A 24153-nucleotide genomic window follows, 5' to 3' on the forward strand; every position below is an offset into this window, starting at 1 on the left:
CGCAACTTGGCGAAAACCTCCCACCCCGAATGGCTTGGCAATAGCGCTGCTTCCGTTTCGTTAAAATTCCCTTTCGGGATGTGCACGTCAAAATTGGCTTCCATCGCCGCCCTCCCTTGCATACGCTAGGCGTTTGCAGGCATGCTGCAAGGCGACTGCCGTCAGTCGCGGAATGCCCAAAATCCCGACCACAGGGGTGGGGTATCAGGGAGGAAGTCTATGAAGCGCAGAACAGTACTTGCCGGGCTTGGTGCAACGGCCGCCGCTGGCGCGCTCGGGATGCCATCGATCCTGAAAGCGCAGGCGCCCGTTACGCTCAACGGTGCCGTACAGTTCAACGACGATCACGCCTTCACCAAGGCGCTGGTCAGGTTCGAAGAGCTGGTGAAGAAATACTACGGCAAGCCGGTCAATTTCACCCTGCACAAGAACTCATCGCTCGGTCTCGAAAAGCAGTATTTCGAGTATATGTCGCAAGGCAAGGCGGTCGATTACGGGATCGTCTCTCCCGCCCATATGTCGACCTTCGCCAAGGCGGCTCCGTTCATCGATGCTCCGTTCGTCTTCAAAGGCATCGAGCACATGAACAAGGTCGTAGCAGCGAACATCCTGGCGCCGATCGCCGACGAAGTCGCCGGGAAGGCCGAGGTGGTGCTGATCGGCTATGCCGGCGGTGGCATCCGCAATATCTTCGCCAACAAGCCGCTCAAGAACCTTGCCGATATCAAGGGCCTCAAGGTACGCGTGCAGGGCGCGCCGATCTGGTCGAAGACGTTCGCGGCCGCCGGCATGTCTCCGACGGTCATTGCCTATAATGAGGTCTACAATGCCATTCAGAACGGCGTGATCTCGGCCGGCGAGAACGAGGCCGCCGGGGTCGAGGCGATGAAGTTCTACGAAGTCGCGCCGCATCTCAATCTGACCCAGCACGCGGTGTCGATCCGCCCGATCTGCTTCTCGGTGAAGACGCTCAAGACCCTGCCCAAGGAATTGCAGGATGCCATCATGAAGGCGGGCAAGGAGGCCGGCGATTTCGGCCGGCAGCTCGAGTCGAGCGAAGAAGTCGTCAAGCTCGATACCCTGGAGAAGGCGGGCAAGCTCAAGCGGGTTCCGTTCGAGGAACGCGATGCCATGAAGAAGCTCACCGATCCCGTGATGGCCGGCTATGCCAAGGAAATCGGCGCCGAAGCCATCTTTGAAAAGATCAACGCCGCCTGAACCGGAAAGCGCCGAACAAGATACCGGGGCAAGCCTCGCGGCTTGCCCCGCTTGATGACTGTGACTTCGCGGGGGCCAATGACCGAAATACCGATGCCATCCAACCCGTCGCTGTGGCGACGCGTGACGGCCGGCTATGCCAAATTGCTCGAAATCCTGCTCGGAGCCTGCGTCGGTATCCTGATCATTCCCGTCACGCTGCAAATCATCTCGCGCTACACCCCCTTCATTCCGTCCTACATCTGGACCGAGGAGATGGCACGGTTCCTGTTCGTATGGACCATCATGATCGGGGCGATGGTCGGCGTCAGGGAGGCGCAGCATTTCGAAGTCGATGTCTGGCCCGATTTGTCGCGGCGGTCCGAGGCCGCGCTACGGATCCTGTCGCGCCTCGGCATCCTGGCGCTGGCACTGGTGTTCGTGTGGGCTGGTATCGAGTTCACACGGTTCGCCTGGAATCGAACCTCGGAGCTGGCCGATCTGCCGCTCTGGGTGATCCACGTCGCGTGGCCGGTTGCGGGCTTCACCTGGATCGCGTTTGCGGGCGAACAGATCGTGGATGAAGCGCGGATCTTGTTCGGGGCAGCACGATGAGTGGTAGCGTTCTTTCCGCCGGGCAGGCCGCAATGGTTCTGTTCGGCACCTTCGTGGCGTTACTCGTCATCCGCGTGCCGGTCGCCTTCGCGCTCGGGCTCGCATGCCTGCCGATCCTGCTGATCGAGCCGCGGCTATCGATGATGATGCTGGCGCAGGAAACCTTCAACGCCTACAACTCCTTCATCCTGCTGTCGGTGCCGTTCTTCCTGTTGACGGCGAACCTGATGAGCATCGGCGGCATCACCGACCGGCTGGTGGCGCTATCGCGCGCGATGGTCGGGCATTGGCCGGGGTCGCTGGCGCAGATCAACGTCGTGCTCTCGGTGTTCTTCGCCGGCATCTCCGGTTCCTCGACGGCGGATGCGGCGAGCCAGTCGAAGATCTTCATCGATGCTCAGACCAAGGAGGGTTACGACCTCTCGTTTTCGATCGCCATTACTGCGGTGTCGGCGGTGCTTGCGGTCATCATTCCGCCATCGATCTTGATGATCGTGTGGGGCGGGCTGATCTCGACATCGATCGCCGCAATGTATCTGGCCGGCATCATTCCGGGATTGCTGATCGCAGGCGCGCAGATGGCAACCGTGCATATTTATGCGGTCCGCCGTGGCTATCCGACCTATCCGAAATCGACCTGGGTGGAGATGCGCTGTTCGCTGTGGCGCTCGATTCCGGCGCTGGTGACGCCGTTCATTATCGTCGGCGGCATCCTGCTCGGCTGGTTCACGGCGACCGAGTCCGCGTGCGTCGCGGTGCTGTATTCCATGGCGCTGTCGACGTTCTTTTACCGGGAAACCGGCGCCAAGGAACTCTACAAGGCGTTCCTCGACACCGGACGGCTAGCCGGCGTCGCGCTGTTCTGCATCGGCACCGCGAGCGCGTTTGGGTGGTTGCTGGCCTACTACAAGATTCCGCAGGCGCTGCTGGAGAATGTCTCCACCTGGGGCATGGGACCGATCGCGGCGGGCTTCTTCATCGCGTTCTGCTTTCTGGTTGTCGGCTGCTTCCTCGACGCCATTCCGGCGATCGTAATCGTCGGCACCGTGCTTGAGCCGCTGGCGAGGTCGGTCGATCTGCACCCCGTGCAATTTGCCATCATCTCGATCGTTTCGCTGGCCTTCGGACTGGTGACGCCGCCATACGGCTTGTGTCTCATGATCGCGTGCTCGATCGCCGGCGTGCGGCTGCGTTATGCCCTCAAGGACACGGTGATCATGCTGATACCGATGCTGCTGGTGCTGGCGGCGCTGATCGTCTGGCCGGAGGTGTCGCTTTTTCTGCCGCGCCTGATCGTTCCGGATATGCTGAAATAGCGGCAGCCCGGCGGGATCGTCTGAATCATGGGCGCTGCGAGCCCGAGGCCCCTTTTCATTGCATGGGGTTGTTTTCGCGATTTTCTACCCTGGCCCTGCGGTGCACCGCCGAACGGACGCTATGCCGGGGCCAGGGACGCAAGATCGCCGGTCTTTTCGCGATTGTTTGCGGCGGAGATGCGGGAGCGGGGCATCCATGCGCCAGGGTTGATTGCGCAGCCATGCGCGCCCGCGCTATCAATCGTCAGCTCTTCGAAACTATTGGGACCAACCGAATGACCGCCAGACCGCATTTACCGGATCGCACGCCACGCGCGAAGGATGTGCCGACCGCACTTGACGGGCTGCTGGTGGTGGATTTCACCCGCGTCGTCGCCGGGCCGGCCTGCACGCAAACACTTGCCGATTTCGGCGCCGAGGTCATCAAGATCGAGAATCCGGATGGTGGCGACGATACGCGGAGCTATGAGCACGCCGATCTCGCCGGAGAAAGTGCCGCGTTTATCAGTCTGAATCGCAACAAGCGCGGCATCGTTCTCGATTTTACCAACCCGGCAGCGTGCGAGGTCGCGCGCGAACTGATCGCACGGGCCGATGTGGTGGTAGAAAATTTCTCCGCCAGCGTCATGAAAAAGTATGGCCTCGACTATGCGTCGGTGGCGCCGGCCAATCCCCGGCTGGTCTATTGCTCGATCTCGGCCTATGGCCGCCAGGGACCGTTTGCCTCCCGCCCTGGATTTGATCCGATCACGCAGGCCGAAAGCGGTTTCATGTCGCTGAACGGCTTTCCGGACGGTCCGCCGGTGCGAACCGGACCGCCCGCGATCGACATGGTGACGGGCATGTCGGCCTGCAATGCGATCCTGCTGGCGCTGGTGGCCCGCGATCGACTCGGCCGCGGGCAGCAGGTTGAGGTGGCGTTGTTCGACGTGGCCTTGGGGATGACGGGATTTTACGGCATGGCCCATTTGATGACCGGCGAGAATTTCGCCCGTCAGGGTAATTCGCCGAACGGGTCTCCCTCGGTCGGGCTCTACGATGCCGCCGATGCGCCGTTTTATATCGCTTGCGCCAACGACCGGCTGTATCGCCGACTCGTCGTTGACGTGCTCGGCCGACCCGACCTCGCCAGCGGCGAGTTCGCCGACCGGCGTGCGCGGACGGCCAACAAGGACAAGCTGCGCGCGATTCTCAGGGGGATTTTTGCCGGAGACAGCCGGGAAAGTTGGGTGAGCAAAATGAAGTCGGCCAATATTCCGGTCGGCTATCTCCGCACCGTCGAGGAAGCGTTCAACTCACCGGAGGTACGCGAGCGCCATCGCGTCAGCCAGATCCCGCACCGGGCTGCGGGCACCGTGCCCCACATCGAGCAGCCGATCAGCCTCGGTTTGACTCCGGTCGCCGATCCCATTGCAGCACCGATGCTGGGCGAGCATACTAGGGAGGTCCTGCGCAAGACGCTCGGCTATGACGATGCCCACATCGCGGCGCTCGCCGAGAAGGGGGCTTTTGGGGCGATGCGAAACGTTGGCTGAGGGGGGTCGCCAACGGCCATTTGCCGTGGATCCCAAAAGCAGGACGTATCGAGGCCGCCGTCAAGGCGGCCCAGGGTGTGCAATTTTGGACAAATCCCACCGGCCCCGGGCCACGCCGGAGCCCGATCTGGCGCAACCTGGCCTTTTGCGGACGATTTTCGACCCTCAGTTCGGCTTGCCGCGCGGGTTGTTCCTTGGCATACTTTCAACTTCGTCGGGTTCGGCGCGGTCAATCTCCAGCCGAGCCATCCGAAGTATCAATGTAGCCGTAGTCAAGCCGAGACGCTCAGCCTCTTGTGCCGCCGTATCGACCTTTCGGGCCAAGCCTTCACGTTTGCCTGGATATGTCATTCATGTTCCTCATTGAAGGTGCGAGATGAAAGATCCCACGTTTGTTGCAGAGCTGCAGAAGAGGCTCGGAGCTCCTTCGAGCGAAACTGTCGAAAGCCTGCGGCTGTTGAAGGCCTTTCTCAAACTTGCACCCGGCCAGCGCTTTGAAATCATCGAGCTGGTCGAACGCCTGGCCGACGAGCCTGCCGGCAGCGATCCCTCATTGTCCTGAAGACCCTCGCTTTCCCGCACACCTGTCGCGTCAGTTGCTGACCGGATTGGCGGCGGGTGGAAGCATGGCGATCGCGTAGATCGCCTCATTCAGCGCCTCGGATTGGTGCCGTGTGCCGGCGGGCAGAAGGATGGTGTCGCCGGGGCGGCAGATGCGTTCGCCGCCCTCCCACTCGAATTTCAGTGCGCCCTTGATGATCACCAGGATCTCATCCACGGGGTGGGTGTGGAAATGATGTATCTTGCCGGCGGCATCGCGCTGCAGTTCGACGCAGCCCTGTTCGGGGAGCAACGCCAGAATAGCGGGGTCGATCGCGAATTCCGTCTTCGTTCCAGCGATGATCTGGGTCATGCCGCTTGCTCCCTGTCTTTGGTTGGTGAGATCTTGTTCTGCGCGAGCTTGGCAAACGGACATCCCGCTTCGGTGTCGTTATCGTCCGTCAAAAAGTACTGCTGGTATTCGCGCCCGTCGGTGGCGCCGTAGCGTCCAAGCAGCGGCGAAGGACCTGTGCCGTCATAGGGGATAAGCCGCTTGCGTACTTCGGCGAACGCGGCCGCCGCGGCCTTTTCCGTTCCGAGAATCTTTTCAAACACCCAGCGCGGCTGAAACGTCAGCGTGAAGGCGCTGCAACGGCGGCTTTGCCGCATCACATGTGCCGGTGTGCTGCACACCACGAAAATCGGTTCACCCGCAAACGAGAACTCCCACATCGGATGGTCGATCTGTTCAGGAATGGTGTCCGGCCACGGACTCTTGTCGAACTGCGCCAGCTGGTCGAGGGTGTGCCACATCTTCCGGTGATAGGCGTCCAGTGTCTGCACCGGCCGCGGCCGGGTGAATACGATCAGCGATGTGTTCGGCCCGTGCGAGCGGGATTCGGCCACGAACAACGCAAGCTGCGCGCCGAGAACCTCAATGTCGTAGGGATCGAGAAACAGATAGCGCAATTGGTCCTGTCGGTAGCCGGTGACGCCGAAAATGCAGGGAAAGGGCCTCGCTTCACTGCTCATCTGCGCTTCGAATTCCGAGAACATCACACTCTGCCATGTACTCACCGCGTGGCTCGATGCGACTTCGCCCCTTCTCAAATACAATCGCGACATTCTGTCCCCTCTTCCATTTAACGCAGCTAACGAACAATCAACTGGCTCCTCATCAGCAGTGGACCGGCGATGCCCGGCAGCGACATGAGCAGCAGAATTCCAATCAGCGCGCTGTAGCCGGCATCGCTGACCGAACCGGCCCCGTACTCGTGACCGGTGCCTGCAAGCTGGCTAGCGCTAACCATGGCAAGCCCGATAATGGGTTGCGAGGCGCCTGCGAAAATCCCTGCAGCCGTCGTGTTGACCGATGCGCCGACGCCAATCAGATCAGCGGTGTAGAGCTTCTTGGTACATTTCAGCACCAGCGGCACGGTCCCGCCAGCGACCAGTCCGAGCACCGAGAACACCACGGTGACATACAGAAAGCCCAGCGCATGAGCGATCGGAGGCAGCAACATCGCGATCAGAAGCATGCGCAGCAGACAAATGCGGATCAGTGCGCTATCGAGCGCTGCGGCTGCCCGGTCCGCCATATGACCGAGGAAGATCGAGCCGATCGCGTTGCCGACCATGAAGGTGAGCAGGGGGGTGCTGGCGGCCGCCGGGGAAATGTTGAAGAAATGCGCCACCATCGGAATTCCCCATACGCCCGACAGCGTCGTCACCACGGCAAAGTGGGATGCAAAGGTCATGGCGCATCCCCAGTTCGCCAATCGCGCCAGCGACTGCCGGCTGGCGGCGAGCACGCTCCTCATGGTTCGGGTGCTGTGCGATACCGGATCCGGCTTGAGGACGATGGAGGCAAAGGCGAGGTTGGCCACGCCGACGCAGGCGATAAAGACAAAGCACGCGCGCCAGCCGAAGCCCGTCACCGCCGCGGCCAGCGGCGTCGTCGCCAGCACGCCGCCGACATAGCCCGAGACCTGCGAGATGCCCGACATCATGCCGAACCGTTCGTCCCTGAAACTGAGCGCGACAAGCTTCAGGAGCGCAGTGAAAACCAGCGCATCGCCACAGGCTATGATCAGTCTTGCGGCAAAAACGTCGAGCAGGTTCGGCGCCAGCGAGAACGCCGCGCTTCCGAGCGAGGACGCCGCCATGCTGCATAGCACCACGCGTTTGACGCCGAAGCGGTCGACCAGAATTCCGGCCGGAATCTGCATCAAGGTGTAGCCCCAGAAGTAGCTTGAGGCGAGCATCGCGACACCGGCGGCGTCAGTAGAGAAGTCCGCCATGAAATCCAGGCTGACCGATTGCGGCGCGACTCGTTGCAGGAACGCGATCGCGTAGGCGGTGGCCACCGCCGCCCACGCCAGATAGGCGCGATCCGTCGGGCGAACAGCCGGGGCGAGTACGGCGTGTTGCTCCGTCAATGCCATCAGACCCTCACGCGGCCGACCGAGAACAGCGCATCCGCCGAGTTCGGGATGATACGCTGCATCGCTTCATCAACCTGCGACGCCGCGCCGTGATAGGTCTGACGGTGATGTTTGATATGGCCGTAGGCGCCGCGCATGATCATGCCGGGCATTTCGAGAAGCTTGCCGGGATAGAGCAAGGCACACATTTCGACGCAGGCCGCCCGCAGCGTATCGTCCTCGACGCCGCTGAGCAGCGAGGGCGTAACTTTCTCGCAGATCCTGGCGTTTGCCGCCCACACGATGGGATTGCGCGTGCGCCATCCGTAGAAGATGCGTCCGTCGTCGCTGGCAGCGCCGCCCGAAGACCTCAGGATCTCGGTGGTAAAAAACCCGTAGAGGCCGCGGCCCTGATGGACCGGAAGCACTTCGGTGCCACTGCGATAGATGGCCGGTTGCCCTGCGATCCGCAGCTTGCGATAGACCGAAAACGCCACCAGTCCGGAAGCGCCGTAGACCAGAATGAGGCTGAATTTCCTGTCGAACGGCGAGGCGGCCGGCGTCCAATGCGGCTCCGTCGCCTGCCAGTTGACGGCGATGATGTTGTTCATCGCATCCATCAACGGCCGTTGTTCGGCGGGGCTGACCCGCGTCGCATCCGGGAAACTGTAGACCGCGTAATCGGGCCAGGGCGATTTGATGGTTCCGTATTGGCGGCGCAGTTCTTGCGACATATCCGACACCCCAGCTATCTGAGCGAGCTATACAGGCGAGCCTCGAATGGCTTAAAGGACAATATGCCCTCGAAATCTGCCACCCCCCGGCGGCCGGAGCCGCGCGAAAAAGCCGCGGCAAGGCGCGTGGCGATCGTTGCGTTTCCCGGGGTGACCCTGCTCGATATTTCAGGCCCGGCGCAGGTGTTCGCGGAACTGCCGGCGATCGAACTGCCCGCGCCGAGCTACTCGCTGTCGTACCTCTCGACATCAGGTGGATTAGTGCCGACCGACGTCGGGATGATGATCGATACCGCCCCGATTTCCAGCATTCGGCCGAACCAGGTCGATACCCTGGTGATCCCGGGCGGCCCGGGAATCTGGGCGTTGCGGCAGGACGTTATCCTGATGGATTGGATTTCAGAGGTGCTGCCCAGGGCCCGGCGCGTGGCGTCCGTCTGTCTTGGAGCATTCGCACTGGCCTGGACCGGCGCGCTGGACGGCAAACGCGCCGCGACGCATTGGCGCTACTGTCCAAGACTGGCGGACGGGTTTCCAAAAATCCGCGTCGAACCGAATGCGATTTTTGTCAAGGACGGGCGGGTCTGGACCTCGGCCGGCGTCAGCGCAGGCATCGACCTCGCGCTCGCCATGATCGAGGAGGATTTTGGCCATACCACTGCGCTCGACGTCGCGCGCCGGCTGGTGGTGTTTCTCAAACGCCCCGGTGGCCAAAGCCAGTTCTCAACAGTGCTGGCGGCGCAGGCCTCCGACGTCGAGGGACGTTTCAGTGCGCTGCACGCCTGGATCATTGAAAACATCGCCGGCGATCTCAAGGTTGAAACGCTCGCCGAAAAGGCCGGCATGAGCCCTCGAACCTTCGCGCGTGCCTATGCCAGTCGTACAGGAATGACGCCGGCAAGCGGGGTAGAGGCGCTGCGCGTGGAGACCGCGCGGCTGCTGCTGGAAAGCAGCGAGATCCGCGGCGTGGTCGACGTGGCGCGGCGGGCAGGCTTCGGCGATGACGAACGGATGCGGCGGGCATTCATCCGGCACCTCGGTATATCGCCTTCGGAATATCGAAACCGCTTTTCGGGCTGATCGGACACTTGCTGCGGCAGACACGATGTTTCCCCGGTTCGTCTCGAAAATGCGCCAACGTCTGACATTTTTCGCCACAATCGAAATCAACCATGTCGCCATGAAAACCTTGGCCGTCATTTCGATTCTGGCGCTGCTTACGATCTCCGGGGCAGCCTACACGGATCAGATTTTGATCGGCGATCAGGCGATGCAGGGCGAGAACTGAAGCTGGCGGCTGTCGCTGGCTTTTCTGTCTGGGGGGACGACACCGATGCTTTCCGTGGATCAATTCTTGAGGTTCATCAGCGTACCAGCCGTCATGGCTGCATTCCTGATCGCATCGCAGGTATCCGGGGGCGGAATTTTCCACTCAGCACCAATGCAAATCGCCAGCCGATGACGGGTTAGCTATCGTCTCGGCCTCGAATAGACCAGCGACTGATCGTCGACGTCCAGGATCGGGAGCCTGTTGACGTGGGTAGGTGCATGCAACTCCTGCAAAGACAGGATGCCGACAGGACAGGCAGCTTTCCCAGTCCGTCCGCAGCGGCTATTGTTCCCCAAAAGGGGAGCGAAACACCATGAATGACGGGACGCCCATTCAACCGATGGCCGCCGAACTCGGCGCGAGCGGCGAAGAGTACCAGAACCTTCACGAGTTCATCCGCAGAGCACGGGCGAATCTCAATCAGAATGCCTGGGACTATATTGTCGGGGCCGCCGAGACCGAGACCACCATGCGGCGCAACCGCATGGCTCTGGACGAGATTGCATTTCGCCCACGCGTATTGCGCAACGTCACCAATGTCGACACCTCCGTCGAGGTGTTCGGCCGCAAGTTGCGATTGCCGGTCGTGCTGGCACCGGTCGGCGCGCTGGAGATATTCAATCCCGACGCCGGCGCGGCCGTGGCACGTGGGGCCGGTACATTCGGTGCCGCGCATATGTTGAGTTCGGTGTCAGAACCTGGCCTCGAGGGGGTCGCCGAAGCCGCGCCGGATGCCCTGCGCATGTTTCAACTCTACGTTCGCGGCGGCGATGCCTTCGTCGAGGATTGTGTCAGCCGCGCGATCGCGAACGGATATGCTGCATTCTGCCTGACCGTCGATACCGCGCATTACAGCCGGCGCGAACGCGATATTGCCAAGCGCTACGTCCGTGCCAGCCGGGTTCGCGCCACCGGGGGCGACTTCCAGAAGGGACTGGAGTGGCGCACCGTGAAGCTGATCAAGGACAAATTCAGGATTCCGCTGGTGATCAAGGGGATCGCGACCGCGGAAGACGCAGCCATCGCGCTCGATCATGGGGTCGAGTGGATCTACGTGTCGAACCACGGCGGGCGTCAGCTCGATCATGGCCGCGGCGCCATGCAGGTTCTGCCCGAGATCGTCGCTGCGGTCGGCGGTCGGGCAAAAATCATGGTCGACGGTTCGTTCTGTCGCGGCACCGATATCGTCAAGGCGATCGCGATGGGCGCAGATCTCGTCGGTATCGGCCGCCTGCAATGCTGGGCGCTTGCGGCTGCCGGTGAGGCCGGGGTCGTGCGCATGCTGGAACTGCTGGAGGACGAGGTGATGCGGTGCCTTGGGCTGCTTGGCGTCACCAGTTTCGCCGAACTCGACAAGGCCTATCTACACCAGGGGACGCCGACCAATCCTCCCCATGTGCTCAGCGCTTTCCCCCTGCTGGATATTGAGCCTTACCATTATTGAGAGCAGTTCTCGCGGGCTACGCGGAAAGGCTCGATTTTTTGGCTTAAGCCGGACGGTTTTTCCTCTCAGCAAGGCCCAGTCCGGTAAAGCCGGTCACGCCGCTGTCCGGCGGTCCGGCCAAACTCTGCAAAGACGTCGCTGCGGAAATGTGATAATTCTCGGCCCAAACCGGAGGATGGCGGAATGATTGAACCGAAACTGGAAGTCCCGACCGAATTGCGCGAACTGGCCGAAAAAACCATCGACCAGGCGGAAAAGGCCTTCGGGATGTTTTTCGATGCCGCGGGCAAGTCGATGGCGTCGGTTCCGAGCCCGGGAACGGAGATGTCCAGGCAGGCGCTGTCGTTCACCGAACAGAACATGAAGGCTGCGTTCGATCATGCACGAAAGCTGGTTCATGCAACCGATCTCCAGGAGGCGATGCGAATTCAGTCGGAATTCCTGAGGAGCCAGTTCACCAATGCCGGCGAGCATATGAGACAGATCACCGGCGGCGTGATGTCGGCCGCGAAGGATGCGTCGAAAGGCAAGTTCTAACCGCTATTCCCGGGCGGATCCCGGCCTGACGCGCTCAGCCAAAGCGAACGCGAATTTCGTCCAGCGCAATTCCGGCTGGCGCGGCGCTCCAGACCTCCCCGGCCGCCACCGGCATGGCCCTTGTCAGCGTGCCGGTGCTGATGATCTCGCCGGCGGCTAGCGGCGGATTGAGCGGGTCGTTCGCCAACAATCCCGCAAGGTGGCGCAGCGCCGAAAGCGGGCCGCCCAGCACGTTGTCGGCATGGCCCCGGTCGATCAGCCGACCGCCGCAATTCAGATCGATCTGGAATGCCGGCAGCGTCCGTTGCCACTCCGTTGCGCGCGGCGCAAACGGATGGCGCGGCCCGATCAGGAGTGCCCCATGCAACCCGTTGGCTGCAATCGTATCAGCCGCGGAGAACTTCCACCCCGGAAAGATCGACTGCACGATCTCGAAGCCGAGTGCGACCCATTCGATGCACGACGACAAAGCCGTCTCGTCCATCCATGCGGAGGGCGCAGCCGAAAGGCCGAACACGATTTCGGGCTCGATGCGCGGTTCGGAAAATGAGCCCAGGGGCAGCGTGTCGAGAGCGGTGAGGGCGTGCAGGCTGCGGTCGAACACATAGCCCCAGATCGGGGCATAGACGCCATATTCCGGCCAGATCGTGCGATTGGTGAAACCAATTTTTCGCCCCATCACCCTGGCGCCGCCTGCCTCGTATAGTCGTCGAATCCGCGGCGTTACACGGTAGGCGTCATCGACGCTCAGGCCACCGGGCTTCGAGGAGAAGGGTGAGATTTGCCGGCTGCCGACCAGCGCGACGAAGGCATCGTCCGCTATGGATTCTCGAGTTTCGTCACTTTCGTTTTGATCCATTTGCGGCAACTTACTCCTTACCGATGCGGCCCGCGCCGGCTTTTCTTCTGGCCGGTGACGGGCTCTGCCTGCAGCCTCTCCCTGCCAAAGGACTACGCTGTTCGCCAGCGCCAATGCAATGGGCTCGATAATCAGCTAGATAGAGCGATCGGTGAGGAAACTCCAAGGCGGGCATTCATGGCTGAAATCACTCAGTTCATTGCATTGGCTTTCGATCTCGTTGATGGCGGGCTTGTTCCGAGTGAAACCGTTGACTGCGCAAGTCCCGCCCTCGCGATCCAAACGGCGCAAGGGCAGTGGAAACTGTTCGGTCACGCCGGAGCCATAGCGTTCAGCCGTACCAGCGATTTCGAGCAGGGCAAATTCAACCACAGGTTGGTGCTGCGCCGGTTTGGGCAGGTGCCCGATGAGTACGCCAATGAGGATGCGGACCGGTGAGTTCCCTGCCGACGCTGTGGCGCTTCGCTCTGTCGATCGCCGGGCTTACGGCGACGGCCCCCTGGACGGGTCCGTGATCGCAGCGCGAATTCCGGTCAATACGGAATTGAAATGCTTGTCGCGTTCCCGATCGAAGCGCTGCTGATGGGCGCGAAAAGCCGCGACCCTGCCTTCAATTTCTTCGCGAATGGGGCTCCGGGCAACGGGTAATCTGCGCGGGGGGTCCGCGACTTCAACCGGCGATTCAAGCGTTTCAAAAACCACGGGGGACACGAGGGAAGCGGGCGGCTCAACCTGAACATCAGCCTCCGGCTTCTTCCCGGTGACAGCCTGCACAAATGCCATTGTTTGCGCGATTAAGAGATCGCGCTCCATTACCCACTTCATTACGCACCTCACCCGGGCCTGATTCCAGCAAAAAGCGGGGGATTAATCAAGCCGGTTTTTTCGCCACCCGTGCCGCGTCACGCCCCGGGCTTCTGTTTTCCCGCAGGCATGACCATCCCTCAGCGGACGCTGACAAATGCACCCCACAGGGCAGCGAGAATGGCGCCCGCCAGAACGTAAGTTGGACTCCGACAGAACGTGCTGCCATATCGGCACATTTCGACGCCAAGCGTGCCAATTTCCTGATTACCGGCGGCATAGAACAAGGCAGACAAGATCGCCAGTACGGCGGCCACAAAGTACATGGAGACACCCCGGAGCTGTTTTCCCTGGCAGAGTCCGCGCAATCATTCCGCGCAGGAGCCGCATATCCTGTGGCTCAAGGTTTAAGCAGCCGTGACATCGAGGCGTGGAATTTTCGCGAAAATTTGCTTCAACAAGGCGACAAATTGTTCGGAACGGATGGTCCGGCCAAAGCCGATTCAACGATGGTTGGAGGCGGAGCGGACGTGCCGGTATCCGTCCGACTTACAGGCATTGCGCCAGCGCTCTTTCGGGACAGAGCTTGAAGGAGTTCGACAGCGAAAACAGCACGCGTGCGCTGCGCGTCGTGTTGTCGAGCGCGCGATAGTTCAGTGGCGCGGCCACTGCGATGTCCGCCCGCAGATCGTTGCCCAGGAAGAGCCGAGCGCCAAGACCGACAGAGGTGAGTGCAAAACCATCGGTGTAGCTGTATCCGTGATTCCAGGCGGTTCCGGCATCGACGAAGCCGTAGAACTGATAGCCCGTCAGATATTTGAAAGTGAGCTTCTGATCGAAACGCAATTCGAACGAACCGGCCATGGCGTTGTCGCCGCTGATCGCGGCGCTGCCGTAGCCGCGCCCGAAGACCGCCCCGCCCAAATAGAACTGCTGCGAGGTGAACAACGGGCCGGAGGCAAGCTGGCCGGCCCCTGACAGCTTCACCGACCATGCATCGGACAGCGTCTGGTACCGTGTGAAGCCGAGGTTCAGCACCGAGAACGTGCTGGATGCGCCGTCGCGGGACACAAGAAAATCGCCCGAGCGCGAGGCGCCGAAGACGTCGAGACCCTGACGCCATGTCGCCGTCAGATAATTCGTGCCGCCGAAATCGTCTTGCAACCGGTAGTCTGCGGTCAGGCGGATGGTGCGAATGTGATCCATATAGAACGCGCCAAAGACGTCCTTCTCGGTGACGTTGGTAAAGGCCAGCGCTCCGGTGACCGTCAGAGTCGATTTTTGCGCTTGCAGCGGGACGACGCTGCCGCGCACCTCGAATGACTCGGTCGTAGTGACGTCGTTGTCCAGGCGGCGGATGTCGCCGGGCCGGACCTCGCTATATAGCATGGACGCACCAAGCTGCGCTCCGTCGGTGCCGACAGGCACGTCATAGGACAGCCGGCCGAACGCCAGTTGGCGCGGATCGTTGGTGATGGTCGAAAGGTTGACCGCGAGCACGTCGCCGGGTGCGAGGTAGGAATTGAACGCGCCCGCCGCATAGGTCTGCCAGGGACCGACCGACGACGAGCCGAGATTATCAATCCCGAACGAAGTGAAGATGCGCCAGGTTTTCAGATGAACGACGAGGCGAAAGCGCCCGCTGCCGAGGCCGATCTCTTCGAGTTCGGTATCGGTGACGCGCACGCCCGGCCGACCATTGATAAGTAACAATTGCCGTTCCAGCGTCGTCAAGCGCGACGGCTGTTCGGCCAGCACCGGGCCGAGCAGGGGCCGCACGCCGAATTGCTCGGCGCCGTCGCCCTTAAACGCCACTTCCGTGATGCCGCCTTCGATCACCTGAAGGCGGACATGGCCACCCTGAATGTTCTGGGGCGGCACGATGGCACGGCTCAGGTGAAATCCGGCCGCGCGGTAGAGGTCGCTGACCGCCGAGGCGATCGCCGCGAGGTCGGCCTGCGAGACCTTTTTTTCGAGGTAAGGTTGATAGGTCCTTGCGATATCTTCGTGCGGAATTGCGCTGGCGCCGGTTAACGAAACCTTACGGAGAACGACCAGCGGTGTGGAATCCGCAGGCGCCTCCGCGCGCGATACACGTGGGATTTGCACGCCGGACCGGGCGGCGGCCGCGGCCTGCTCGGATTGCAACGCGTCGAAACGTTTTTCGGTCTGCCGGGGGTCGAAGCCCGGCTGGCTGGCCTGCTGCGCCGTTGCCGGGTCTGGGACGATGACAGCCTGCATCAGAAAAGCGGCAAGGGCGGAGCGGGCGAGACCAGTCCCCCGGCGTCCGCTCGCTGACGGCGCCGCATATCCGTAGTTCCACGGATAGATCCGACTGCTTCCCTGCTGAGCAACTACACGCATGATTTTTCATAGGATTTTATGGTCAATGAATCGTTAAGGGGCCTGCTTGATCCCGGGGTTTCCACTCACTCAATGTTGAAACATTTGCGGTAGGTCTAAAGGGCATTTCAGACAAGCGGAGGTTTTCATGATTGCGACTGGCCGGCTTTTGCGCATCCTGGTGATGACGCTTGTCGTGGGAACCGCTTCCAGTGCGCTCGCCGCGGACGAGGGCGCCTGGTCGGTCAGCAAATCATCCGGCGAAGTCTGGATGACCACGACCGGCGCCCAGCCGGTTTCGCTCGGCAAGGAAGAGCTACTGAAACCGGGCGACAGCATTCGTACCGGCCGCAACGGCCGGGTGCTGCTGGTTCGCGGCGAGGAGACCATCATGGTTTCGCCGAACTCGGTGATCGGCCTGCCCGCGGAAAAGAAGGAGGGACTGGCGACAACCATCGTGCAGCGGGCCGGTTCGATCCTGCTGGAAGTGGAAAAGCGCAACGTCAAACATTTCGAGGTTGAGACGCCGTACCTCGCCGCAGTCGTCAAGGGCACCCAGTTTCGTGTCTCCGTGAACGCCACCTCCACCAGCGTCGACGTCATCAAGGGTCAAGTCCAGGTCGCCGACTTCAAGTCCGGCCAGATCGCGCAAGTAATGCCGGGGCAGCACGCGACCGCCTTCGCGCAGGGCAATTCGGGCCTTTCCCTGGGTGGATCCGGCACCTTCAGTCCGATCGAACGCGGCCAGCCGCGCGCTCCGACGATCGACCGGGTTCCGGTTCCGAAGTCGGGCCTCACGGTACCACGCCACGCTGCCAATGGCCCGGCGATCCGCGCGATCGGACAGGGTAACCCGGCGACGACCGCCAAACCCGGCCGCGCATCGCTGCAACCACAACGCAATGCAATGGGTGTGTCGACGAGGCACTCTCCGACCCGGATTTCCTCGTCGCTGGGCGAGGTCCGGTTGAATATCCACCGGGTCACCAACGGTATCGCCCGCGGTTCGGCGCAGTCGCATGGCGCGACGAGAAGCGTGGCCAGCCGGGATACCATCTGGGGTCCGCGGAATGCCGTGGCTACTGCGATGGCAAATGGCTCCAGCAATGCGAGTGGCGCAGATAACGGAAATGGCAACGCAGGTGGCGTGGCCGGTTCGGGCGCAGCCGGTGCGATAGCGGCTACGGCTTCGCCGGTGGGTGGAAACGGAAACGGCAATAACGGCAACGGCAATGGCAACGGAAACGGGAACGGGAACAACGGGAACGGCAATGGCAACGGCGGCGCGAACGGCGGAGGCAATGGCAATGGCAATGGCAACGGCAATGGCAATGGCCGCGGCCGCGGTCGCTAACGCGTTGCTGCCTGGCACAGGCTTGACCGGATAGATCGAAGGGGGCGCGCTTCCTGGTTGGGAGGCGTGCAGGGGGGGGTTAACGTGAAACACTACCGGCCGCATATCTTTGTGGTGGTTGCGCTGGTGATCGTGCTGTCGTCAGGCTGGCATGGCGCGTTTCGCAGCGCACTGACCGATCTGCGGTTCGCGTGGCAGTCGCGCCAGGCCAGCGGCGACATTGTCGTGGTAGCGATCGATGCGCCGTCGATCGAAAAAATCGGAGTTTGGCCCTGGCCGCGCCGGTTCCACGCCGACCTGTTGCGTCGGCTGGAAAGCGCCGACGTAAAGGACGTGGTCTTCGATGTCGATTTCTCGACGCCGTCCGATACTGCGTCGGACCAGGCATTCGTCGAGGCGCTTCGGGCAACGGGCGGATCCGTCATATTGCCGGCTTTCAAGCAGCCGGCTGCCGACGCCGGAAACGCAAAGCCCGTCCACGTCAATCGTCCACTCGGTCAATTCGGCGAGCACTCGTGGACTGCCGTCGTCAATGTCGCGGTCGAACGTGACGGACTTGTCCGTCGTTACCCATTCGGCGATACACTCGACGGGGAGTTTCATCCCTCGATGGGGGCCGCACTGGCGGGGCAGCACGCTGCAAAGAGCGCCCCGTTCCTGATCGACTTCGGTATTCGCACCGCCTCGATTCCGGTCGTTTCCTACGTCGATGTGCTGCGCGGCGAAGAGGCCGCCCTGAACCGGCTGAAGGGCAAGAAGGTCATCATCGGCGGTACCGCGCTCGAACTCGGCGATCGTTTCAGCGTCCCCAACGGCGGGGTTATCGCCGGGCCAATCCTGCAAACCCTCGCCGCCGAATCTATCCTGCAGAACCGCACGCTGCGCTGGACTTCCGACGTCGTGACGCTGGCGGGGTTATGCGTTATCTCGCTGATCATGATGTTCTCGTGGCGTCGCGTTTCCGCGGGCGCCCGGGTGATCGTTCTGGTCGTGATGGCCGCCGCCGCCGAAGCCATTGCCATGCTGCTGCAGGCAAAATTTCCTCTTGTGCTTGACACCTCGCTCTTTTTGACTGCGATCGCCGTATACATGGCCGCCATCGCACTCGACGAAATCGACTTTCGGGACCTGCTGGGCCGGATCGCCGAAAATCGCTTTCAGCGCATCGCGATGTCGCTGGGCGACGGTCTGGTGTGCACCGATTACAATCACCGGATCACGGTGTGGAATCCCGGGGCGGTCGCGATCTTCGGCTACGAGCCCGATGAAATGATCGGAAAACCGTTCGATTCGATTTGCGCCGCGCCAGCCATGGCTGCGGCTGGTTCGATTTCGACTTTCGAAGCGGCTTATGCCCGGTCGCAACAGCCGGGTGGCGTGGTAATGGAGTTCGACGGGTTGCGAAGGAACGGCGAGGTGTTTCCAGTCGAGGCCTGCGTCTCCGGTTGGCAGGGTACCGACGGCTTTCAGTACGGCGCGATCCTGCGCGACATCTCGGTTCGGAAACGCGAAGCCGAGCGCATCAGGTATCTGGCGGAATACGACTCGCTTACAGGGCTCGCCAACCGCGATACGCTTCACGACAGTCTGTCGGTGATGATCTTCAACGCAGAAAAGCAGGCCGCAGAAGTGGCGCTGCTGGTTGTTGGCCTCGACGGATTCCAGCAGATCAATGACATGCTCGGACACGCCTGCGGCGATAGCGTGCTGCGTGCTGTATCCGAACGCCTGAAAGCCGAGATTGCTGGTGCGGGAATCGTGGCGCGCTTGAGCGGCGATGAATTCGCGATCGCCATTCCTGGCGCTGCCATGACCGGAACGGCTGTACAGCTATCCGAACGCATCGCGCTCACATTCGCTACACCTCTCCTGGTCGGAATGCGGCTGCACCGTCTCAAGGCCAGCATCGGGGCCGCCGTCTATCCCCGCGATGGCGGTACGGCCGAAGAATTGCTGAGCAACAGCCATCTCGCATTTTGCCGCGCCAAGGCGACCAAGCGGGGCGGGCATGTGGTATTCGAAGCCGCCATCCGGCATGAACTTGAATCGCGTCTGACGCTGGAGACGGAACTGGCCCGCGCCGCCGAGCGGAATGAATTCGAACTGTTCTATCAGCCGCAGGTTCGTCTCGCGGATGGGGGCTTGGTCGGCGCGGAAGCCCTTATTCGCTGGCGCCATCCCGTCCGCGGCCTGGTCTCGCCAGCCGAATTCATGCCGGTCGTCAATACATCCTCCATTTCGGAGCGCATTGCGGGATGGGTTCTGGAAACCGCATGCCGGCAGGCGCGGATCTGGGAGCGGGCCGGCCATCGCATCCGTGTCGGCATCAATCTTTCGCCTTCGCAGCTCCAGTCAGGTGACTTTGCAGCATCGGTCGCCGAGATGCTCGACCTCACCGGCCTGGCGCCTTCGCTGCTCGAACTCGAGCTAACCGAGGACATTCTGCTGCTGGACGAACAGCGGGTGCTCGATACATTCCTGAGGATTCAGGAACTCGGCGTGCGTGTCGTCTTCGACGATTTCGGCACCGGCTATGCCAGCCTGAGCTATCTCAAGAAGTTCCCGCTGGACGGGCTCAAGATCGACCGCTCCTTCGTGCTCGAACTGCATGTCGATTCCGACGATGCGGCCATCGTCAGTTCGACGGTCGGCCTCAGCAAGAAACTCGGCCTGTCGGTGATTGCCGAAGGTATCGAAAACCGCGCCACCGTCGATGTGCTGGTGAGCATGGGATGCGAGGAAGGGCAGGGCTATTTCTTCGGCCGGCCGATGCCGGCTCAAGCGTTCGAGGACCAGTTCCTCACCGTGCGTGTCCCCGCTACCCGCGTGCTTGAAGCAAGCGAGCTTGCGTAGGCAAGGGACCTGCTTCGTGCGAGCTAGGGCACATCGACGCTGTTGTTGTCCTCGCCGACGCGTCTCGGGCCGGCCAGCCTGAGCGCGGCGTCAATTCTTGACTGAACGCGGCGGGCGGCCATGGCGGCAAGCCTGGTTCTGGTCTTGCCGGCCTTGACGTCATCGCCGATCTGGAATTGCCATTGCCAGACGTCCGGCTCGACGGTCGGCGCGACGCCGTATGGGACGCCTCTATGGATCACAGAAAGGTTCCATGTCGAGAAAATGCGCCCGAGGAACGATATTTCGGTTCCCCAATCAATCCGCGAAACTACCGGACTATGCCCGGCCACTTCAGCGCCGCGCGGTCGAACGGCAAACTTGACGTGTCGGGCAAATCAGGCGCATTTTGACAGCGTTGCAGGAATCTCAGAGCCCGCGTCGGGAAACCGGCCGCGGGCTTTCTCAATCAGGAGCACCACACGTTTGGGGGCGATTGTGACCTTGAACGTGGACGTCCTCGCAGTATAGCTTTGGAGCAGTTGGAGGACATTCGAATGGCAAGGGCCGCGCACGTCCGGCCAGTCTGTCGCGTGGCGTTCGCCGGATTGGTGCTGGTTTGCTTTTCCGGCCTCGCCTTGGGCAAGGACGCCGATGACGGCGACGATGAATCGGTAAAGGCCGCCACGACGCCGAACCTCTATCTGGACCTGAGGACGAACTACGGCACCTTTCCGGCCGGCTCGCTCTCGATCGGCTTCGGCGGCATCGGGACGCTCAACGGCCATCCAGCGCTGTCGGCCCTCGCGGACTTTTCGAGATTTTCGAACCTCACGACGCTACCGGCCTTTTCGTCACCGTCCAGCCAGAGCGTCGGGCTCGATGTTCCCCTTACGAGCGATCTCAATGACCGGTTTTCTGTGTATGGCGGCTTCAGTGCCAGCGCGTCGCGCACCGACCTGTCCGACTGGTCCGCACTCACGATCTACAGCTGGAACGTCGGTTTCCAGGCCGACGTCTATCAGCAGAACGGCGGATCCATTCCGACAATTACCGTGCAGTCGACGCTGACACTGCCGGTGCCACACGCCGTGCTGCCCACGACCTCGCTCAACACCATTGTCGAGTTCGCCTACGCCCTGAACACCGACGAAACCCGGGGGCTGCTGGCTGGCGTCCAGCACACCGGGGTTGCGGTGGACTCCGCTTTGGTCAGGATCAACCCCAATATCGTCGGCTACGTCGGCGGTTACTACCAGTGGGACAACAACTGGAAGTTCACCGGTCGCGTCGGGGTTCAATCCTTTGGCGGCGCGCAACTTCTCAACCGGACGCCGTTCGAGTCTTTCACCCAGCCGATCGTCAGGCTCGACCTCGACCGGATGGATGACGATGACAACCGCCTGTTCGGCGTGACGGCGGTGATCTCGTGGGTGCCGAAGCCCTCCTATCAGTTGACGGTGAGAACGCCGCTTTACCTGGTGAAGAACTAGCGCGCCTTCCGCGCGCCAGAAATGTTTTGACACGTCGGGCAAATCACCGGCATAAATTCAGCATCGCAGAAATAGTGGAACCCGCGCCGGAACCGGCTGCGGGTTCTTTCGTATCGGAGGTTTGAATCGGGCGGTCATTGCCGTCACATCTCCTTTGTGCCGCCGCAATTTCGCAGTCCCGTGGCCCGCGCTGGGCTCAAGGATGTCGCGATGAAACAACTGTTCGTGGGCGCGCTGATCGCAGCTTCATTTTTCCCGTTTGTGGCAAGCGCACAAGAGCGTGCCGGAAGTGCTGCCCTGGGCGCGGTATCGGGTGCCGTCGTGTTGGGACCGATCGGCGCGGTGGCGGGTGCGTTCATCGGATACACCGCAGGACCCTCGATCGCGCGCTCCTGGGGAATGCAGCGATCCTCATCGCGATCCCGCGCAAGGCATGCAACACAATCCGGTCCCGCGCCCCAGCGACAAGCAGCCGCCGCGACAAATTCGCCGCCACCGGTCAGGACGTCGCCGCTTCCGGCCAAGAGAGCCGCGCCGCCACCGGTTCAGGGGTTTGAATAGAACCGGCTTGTACCCCGGCGATCGGCCGCCGCAACGAAGACATTTGACACGTCGGGCAAATCACCGGCATAATCTCACCATCGCAAGAATTCCAAAGCCCGCGCCGGGAAACCGGCCGCGGGCTTTTTCAATCCGAGTTTCCCGAATCGGACGGCGGCCGCACGTCATGGCGCACATCATCCCATGCATCGCTGCCAGAAGCGTCGCAAGCGGGACGCCGTCCGAGCCTGTTCCTGAATTCTGCCGGCGCGCGCGAACGCGCCGGGACGCGGCGTGGCAGAAGTCCACGGCCGCACGCGGCCTCCATCGGCTGGAGATACGGTTCGCGCCGGAAATGATCGCATCAAGCGATCATGCCGCACATTTATTTCATACCGAGCTGGAGGCCGACATGACCGCATCATTGATCGCACTCGCCCTGGCGGGCCTCGTCGCGGTTGTCGCGTGGGAGGTGTTTCAGTGAGTGCCGAAATTATCCTGTCTGTGCCGCGCCCGAAACATCACCAGGTGCCAACCGGCTGCATCGGGGCAAACCCCAAAAGGAATCGGGATTGAAGATGGCTAAGGCGCTTACTGAAATCCGTTCGCTGGCGCGAACCTATACCCGGAGCGCGATTCGGACGCTGGTTACCGTGATGTGCCACCCCAAGACGTCGGCGGCCGCGAAAATCGCCGCCGCGAACAGCATTCTGGATCGCGGTTGGGGCAAGGCCACTCAACCGAGCGGGAATGGCGAGGACGAACTCCGGAAACTGATCTACAGAATCGAGCGTACCATTGTCCATCCTGAAAATCCCGACAGCCAAGGTATTTGAGCCGCTGCTGGCGCCGTCGCGCTACAAGGGCGCCTACGGCGGCCGCGGCTCGGGAAAATCCCACTTCTTCGGTGAGCTGCTGGTCGAGAGTTGCCAAGCCGAGCGCGGCACGCTGGCGGTTTGCATTCGCGAGGCACAAAGGACGCTGACGCAGTCGTCCAAGCGGCTGATCGAAAGCAAGATCGAGGCTCTCGGCCTCGGTCACCAGTTCAAGATCTTCAGCGACAAGATCGCCACGCCCGGCGACGGCGCCATCATCTTCCGCGGCATGCAGGATCATACTGCGGAGTCGATCAAGTCGCTGGAGGGATTTCGTCTCGCCTGGATCGATGAAGCTCAAAATCTGAGCGCACGCAGTCTGGCGCTGCTGCGTCCCACCATCCGCGCCGAGGGGTCGGAACTGTGGGCGAGCTGGAATCCGCGGCGCAAGTCGGATGCGATCGACGATTTCTTCCGGGTGAGGCTGCCGGCCGGCACGATCCTCGTCAACGCCAACTGGCGCGACAATCCCTGGTTTCCAGCCGTGCTGGAGGATGAACGCAAGACGGACCTTTCGCGCTATCCCGAGCGTTACGACCATATCTGGGAAGGTGACTATGTGAGGGCGTTCGAGGGCGCCTATTTTGCCCAGATGCTTTCCGAGGCTCGGGCGCAGGGGCGGATCGGCAAGGTCTCGGCCGATCCGTTGCTGCCACTACGCGCCTTCGTCGACATCGGCGGCTCCGGCGCCACCGCGGACGCCTTTACGATGTGGGTTGTGCAGTGGGTCGGACAGGAAGTCCGGATTCTCGACTACTACGAGAGCGTCGGCCAAGTGCTGGCGTTTCACGTCAACTGGCTGCGTTCGCGCGGCTATTCCAACGCGATACTCTATCTGCCGCACGACGGCGTCAATCGGAACAACATCACCGGCAAGCGCTACGAGGATCATCTGCGCGACGCCGGTTTCAACGTCGAGCCGCCGGTAAAGAACCAGGGCAGGGGCGCTGCGATGATGCGCGTCGAGGCGCTGCGAAGGCTCGGGCCACAGATCTGGTGGAACGAGGCGACCACCGAACCCGGCCGCGACGCCATCGGCTTCTATCACGAGCGCAAGGACGACGTTCGCAATGTCGGCCTCGGACCGGAGCATGACTGGTCCAGTCATGCGGCGGACGCGCTTGGCTTGATGGCGATCTGTTACCAGGAGCCGGGGCGGGCGGGGAGTTTCAACCGTCCGATCCGGTATCGGGAGCAGGGGTGGGTATGAGGAGCAGGCGAAACGATTACTCGACCCGCGCTTTCGTTGCTCACCAAGCTGAATTGTCACAGCGCGACAAATCTGAGCCAGTCGCCGGTACGCATGGGTGGCCTTCGGGGCACGTTGCGTCATTCGCCGATCCGGTTGGCCTGACGATGTGCGTTGGTCGCGCGGACGTGCA

The 24153-nt window shown here is 61.9% G+C and carries 26 protein-coding genes; 17 read left to right on the forward strand and 9 right to left on the reverse strand.

The window, feature by feature from the left end:
* Nucleotides 1-219: 219 nt before the first annotated feature.
* From Q8N40_RS13355 to Q8N40_RS13375, 5 genes are all read left to right on the forward strand, one after another.
* On the forward strand, nt 220-1218 hold the full coding sequence (locus Q8N40_RS13355; RefSeq protein WP_305712150.1) for a TRAP transporter substrate-binding protein: 999 nt from the start codon (nt 220-222) through the stop codon (nt 1216-1218).
* A gap of 78 nt (nt 1219-1296) precedes the next feature.
* Nucleotides 1297-1812, forward strand: coding sequence for a TRAP transporter small permease (locus tag Q8N40_RS13360; protein WP_305712151.1), 516 nt, complete (start codon nt 1297-1299; stop codon nt 1810-1812).
* The gene (locus tag Q8N40_RS13365; RefSeq protein WP_305320647.1) at nt 1809-3128 is read left to right on the forward strand and encodes a TRAP transporter large permease; all 1320 of its coding nucleotides are present in this window, start codon (nt 1809-1811) and stop codon (nt 3126-3128) included. Before Q8N40_RS13360 ends, Q8N40_RS13365 begins: the two co-directional genes overlap by 4 nt.
* A 275-nt stretch (nt 3129-3403) precedes the next feature.
* Nucleotides 3404-4663: a CaiB/BaiF CoA-transferase family protein gene (locus Q8N40_RS13370; RefSeq protein WP_305320657.1), complete on the forward strand. Its 1260-nt coding sequence runs from the start codon at nt 3404-3406 to the stop codon at nt 4661-4663.
* A 376-nt stretch (nt 4664-5039) separates the two neighbouring features.
* Entirely contained in the window at nt 5040-5225 is a 186-nt protein-coding gene (locus Q8N40_RS13375; protein ID WP_305320648.1) for a hypothetical protein, read from the forward strand.
* Between the two features lie 30 nt (nt 5226-5255).
* Here Q8N40_RS13375 and Q8N40_RS13380 read toward each other — a convergent pair whose 3' ends face one another.
* From Q8N40_RS13380 to Q8N40_RS13395, 4 genes are read right to left on the reverse strand one after another with little or no spacing between them, the layout of a single operon-like run.
* Nucleotides 5256-5576, reverse strand: coding sequence for a cupin domain-containing protein (locus Q8N40_RS13380; protein ID WP_305320649.1), 321 nt, complete (start codon nt 5574-5576; stop codon nt 5256-5258).
* Nucleotides 5573-6328 carry a YqcI/YcgG family protein gene (locus tag Q8N40_RS13385; protein ID WP_305712152.1) on the reverse strand — a complete coding sequence of 252 codons (756 nt, stop codon included), beginning with the start codon at nt 6326-6328 and terminating at the stop codon, nt 5573-5575. Before Q8N40_RS13385 ends, Q8N40_RS13380 begins: the two co-directional genes overlap by 4 nt.
* 26 nt (nt 6329-6354) lie before the next feature.
* Nucleotides 6355-7647 (reverse strand): MFS transporter, encoded by a 1293-nt coding sequence (locus tag Q8N40_RS13390; protein ID WP_305712153.1) that lies wholly within the window; start codon nt 7645-7647, stop codon nt 6355-6357.
* Nucleotides 7647-8360 (reverse strand): hypothetical protein, encoded by a 714-nt coding sequence (locus tag Q8N40_RS13395; protein ID WP_305712154.1) that lies wholly within the window; start codon nt 8358-8360, stop codon nt 7647-7649. Before Q8N40_RS13395 ends, Q8N40_RS13390 begins: the two co-directional genes overlap by 1 nt.
* A gap of 63 nt (nt 8361-8423) precedes the next feature.
* Between Q8N40_RS13395 and Q8N40_RS13400 the strand changes: the two genes are divergently transcribed.
* From Q8N40_RS13400 to Q8N40_RS13415, 4 genes are all read left to right on the forward strand, one after another.
* Nucleotides 8424-9440, forward strand: a complete 1017-nt coding sequence (locus Q8N40_RS13400; RefSeq protein ID WP_305712155.1) for a GlxA family transcriptional regulator — start codon at nt 8424-8426, stop codon at nt 9438-9440.
* Nucleotides 9441-9465: 25 nt separating this feature from the next.
* On the forward strand, nt 9466-9648 hold the full coding sequence (locus Q8N40_RS13405) for a hypothetical protein (RefSeq protein WP_305320654.1): 183 nt from the start codon (nt 9466-9468) through the stop codon (nt 9646-9648).
* Between the two features lie 355 nt (nt 9649-10003).
* Nucleotides 10004-11134 (forward strand): alpha-hydroxy acid oxidase, encoded by a 1131-nt coding sequence (locus Q8N40_RS13410; protein WP_371135697.1) that lies wholly within the window; start codon nt 10004-10006, stop codon nt 11132-11134.
* 183 nt (nt 11135-11317) lie between these two features.
* A complete protein-coding gene (locus tag Q8N40_RS13415; protein ID WP_305321273.1) occupies nt 11318-11671 on the forward strand; it encodes a phasin in 354 nt (117 codons plus the stop codon).
* Between the two features lie 34 nt (nt 11672-11705).
* Here Q8N40_RS13415 and Q8N40_RS13420 read toward each other — a convergent pair whose 3' ends face one another.
* The gene (locus Q8N40_RS13420; protein WP_305712157.1) at nt 11706-12644 is read right to left on the reverse strand and encodes a 2-keto-4-pentenoate hydratase; all 939 of its coding nucleotides are present in this window, start codon (nt 12642-12644) and stop codon (nt 11706-11708) included.
* 63 nt (nt 12645-12707) lie between these two features.
* Here Q8N40_RS13420 and Q8N40_RS13425 point away from each other — a divergent pair, with 63 nt between their 5' ends.
* Nucleotides 12708-12968: a hypothetical protein gene (locus tag Q8N40_RS13425; protein WP_305321271.1), complete on the forward strand. Its 261-nt coding sequence runs from the start codon at nt 12708-12710 to the stop codon at nt 12966-12968.
* Nucleotides 12969-13013: 45 nt separating this feature from the next.
* On the opposite strand, the gene Q8N40_RS13430 is transcribed toward Q8N40_RS13425, so the two are convergent.
* From Q8N40_RS13430 to Q8N40_RS13440, 3 genes are all read right to left on the reverse strand, one after another.
* A complete protein-coding gene (locus tag Q8N40_RS13430) occupies nt 13014-13343 on the reverse strand; it encodes a hypothetical protein (protein WP_305712158.1) in 330 nt (109 codons plus the stop codon).
* A 131-nt stretch (nt 13344-13474) separates the two neighbouring features.
* Nucleotides 13475-13660 (reverse strand): hypothetical protein, encoded by a 186-nt coding sequence (locus Q8N40_RS13435; RefSeq protein ID WP_305321269.1) that lies wholly within the window; start codon nt 13658-13660, stop codon nt 13475-13477.
* A 223-nt stretch (nt 13661-13883) separates the two neighbouring features.
* Nucleotides 13884-15575, reverse strand: a complete 1692-nt coding sequence (locus Q8N40_RS13440) for a ShlB/FhaC/HecB family hemolysin secretion/activation protein (protein WP_305712159.1) — start codon at nt 15573-15575, stop codon at nt 13884-13886.
* Nucleotides 15576-15825: 250 nt separating this feature from the next.
* On the opposite strand from Q8N40_RS13440, the gene Q8N40_RS13445 reads away from it, so the two are divergent.
* Together Q8N40_RS13445 and Q8N40_RS13450 are read left to right on the forward strand one after the other, a co-directional pair.
* Nucleotides 15826-17031 (forward strand): FecR family protein, encoded by a 1206-nt coding sequence (locus Q8N40_RS13445; protein ID WP_305712160.1) that lies wholly within the window; start codon nt 15826-15828, stop codon nt 17029-17031.
* An 84-nt stretch (nt 17032-17115) separates the two neighbouring features.
* The gene (locus Q8N40_RS13450; RefSeq protein ID WP_305712161.1) at nt 17116-19884 is read left to right on the forward strand and encodes an EAL domain-containing protein; all 2769 of its coding nucleotides are present in this window, start codon (nt 17116-17118) and stop codon (nt 19882-19884) included.
* A 23-nt stretch (nt 19885-19907) separates the two neighbouring features.
* Here Q8N40_RS13450 and Q8N40_RS13455 read toward each other — a convergent pair whose 3' ends face one another.
* Nucleotides 19908-20126: a hypothetical protein gene (locus tag Q8N40_RS13455; RefSeq protein WP_305321265.1), complete on the reverse strand. Its 219-nt coding sequence runs from the start codon at nt 20124-20126 to the stop codon at nt 19908-19910.
* 294 nt (nt 20127-20420) lie between these two features.
* Here Q8N40_RS13455 and Q8N40_RS13460 point away from each other — a divergent pair, with 294 nt between their 5' ends.
* The 5 genes from Q8N40_RS13460 to Q8N40_RS13480 all read left to right on the forward strand — a co-directional run bounded on the left by Q8N40_RS13460 (nt 20421) and on the right by Q8N40_RS13480 (nt 23981).
* Nucleotides 20421-21356, forward strand: coding sequence for a hypothetical protein (locus Q8N40_RS13460; protein ID WP_305712162.1), 936 nt, complete (start codon nt 20421-20423; stop codon nt 21354-21356).
* Nucleotides 21357-21566: 210 nt separating this feature from the next.
* Nucleotides 21567-21917 carry a hypothetical protein gene (locus Q8N40_RS13465; RefSeq protein ID WP_305712163.1) on the forward strand — a complete coding sequence of 117 codons (351 nt, stop codon included), beginning with the start codon at nt 21567-21569 and terminating at the stop codon, nt 21915-21917.
* A gap of 166 nt (nt 21918-22083) precedes the next feature.
* Nucleotides 22084-22380 (forward strand): hypothetical protein, encoded by a 297-nt coding sequence (locus Q8N40_RS13470; protein ID WP_305712164.1) that lies wholly within the window; start codon nt 22084-22086, stop codon nt 22378-22380.
* A 94-nt stretch (nt 22381-22474) separates the two neighbouring features.
* Nucleotides 22475-22732 carry a hypothetical protein gene (locus Q8N40_RS13475; RefSeq protein ID WP_305321276.1) on the forward strand — a complete coding sequence of 86 codons (258 nt, stop codon included), beginning with the start codon at nt 22475-22477 and terminating at the stop codon, nt 22730-22732.
* Entirely contained in the window at nt 22695-23981 is a 1287-nt protein-coding gene (locus Q8N40_RS13480) for a PBSX family phage terminase large subunit (protein ID WP_305321261.1), read from the forward strand. The genes Q8N40_RS13475 and Q8N40_RS13480 overlap by 38 nt, the downstream gene beginning before the upstream one ends.
* The last annotated feature ends 172 nt before the right edge of the window (nt 23982-24153 follow it).

It is taken from the genome of Bradyrhizobium sp., from assembly GCF_030693485.1.
In the GTDB taxonomy this organism is placed as follows: Bacteria; Pseudomonadota; Alphaproteobacteria; order Rhizobiales; family Xanthobacteraceae; genus Bradyrhizobium.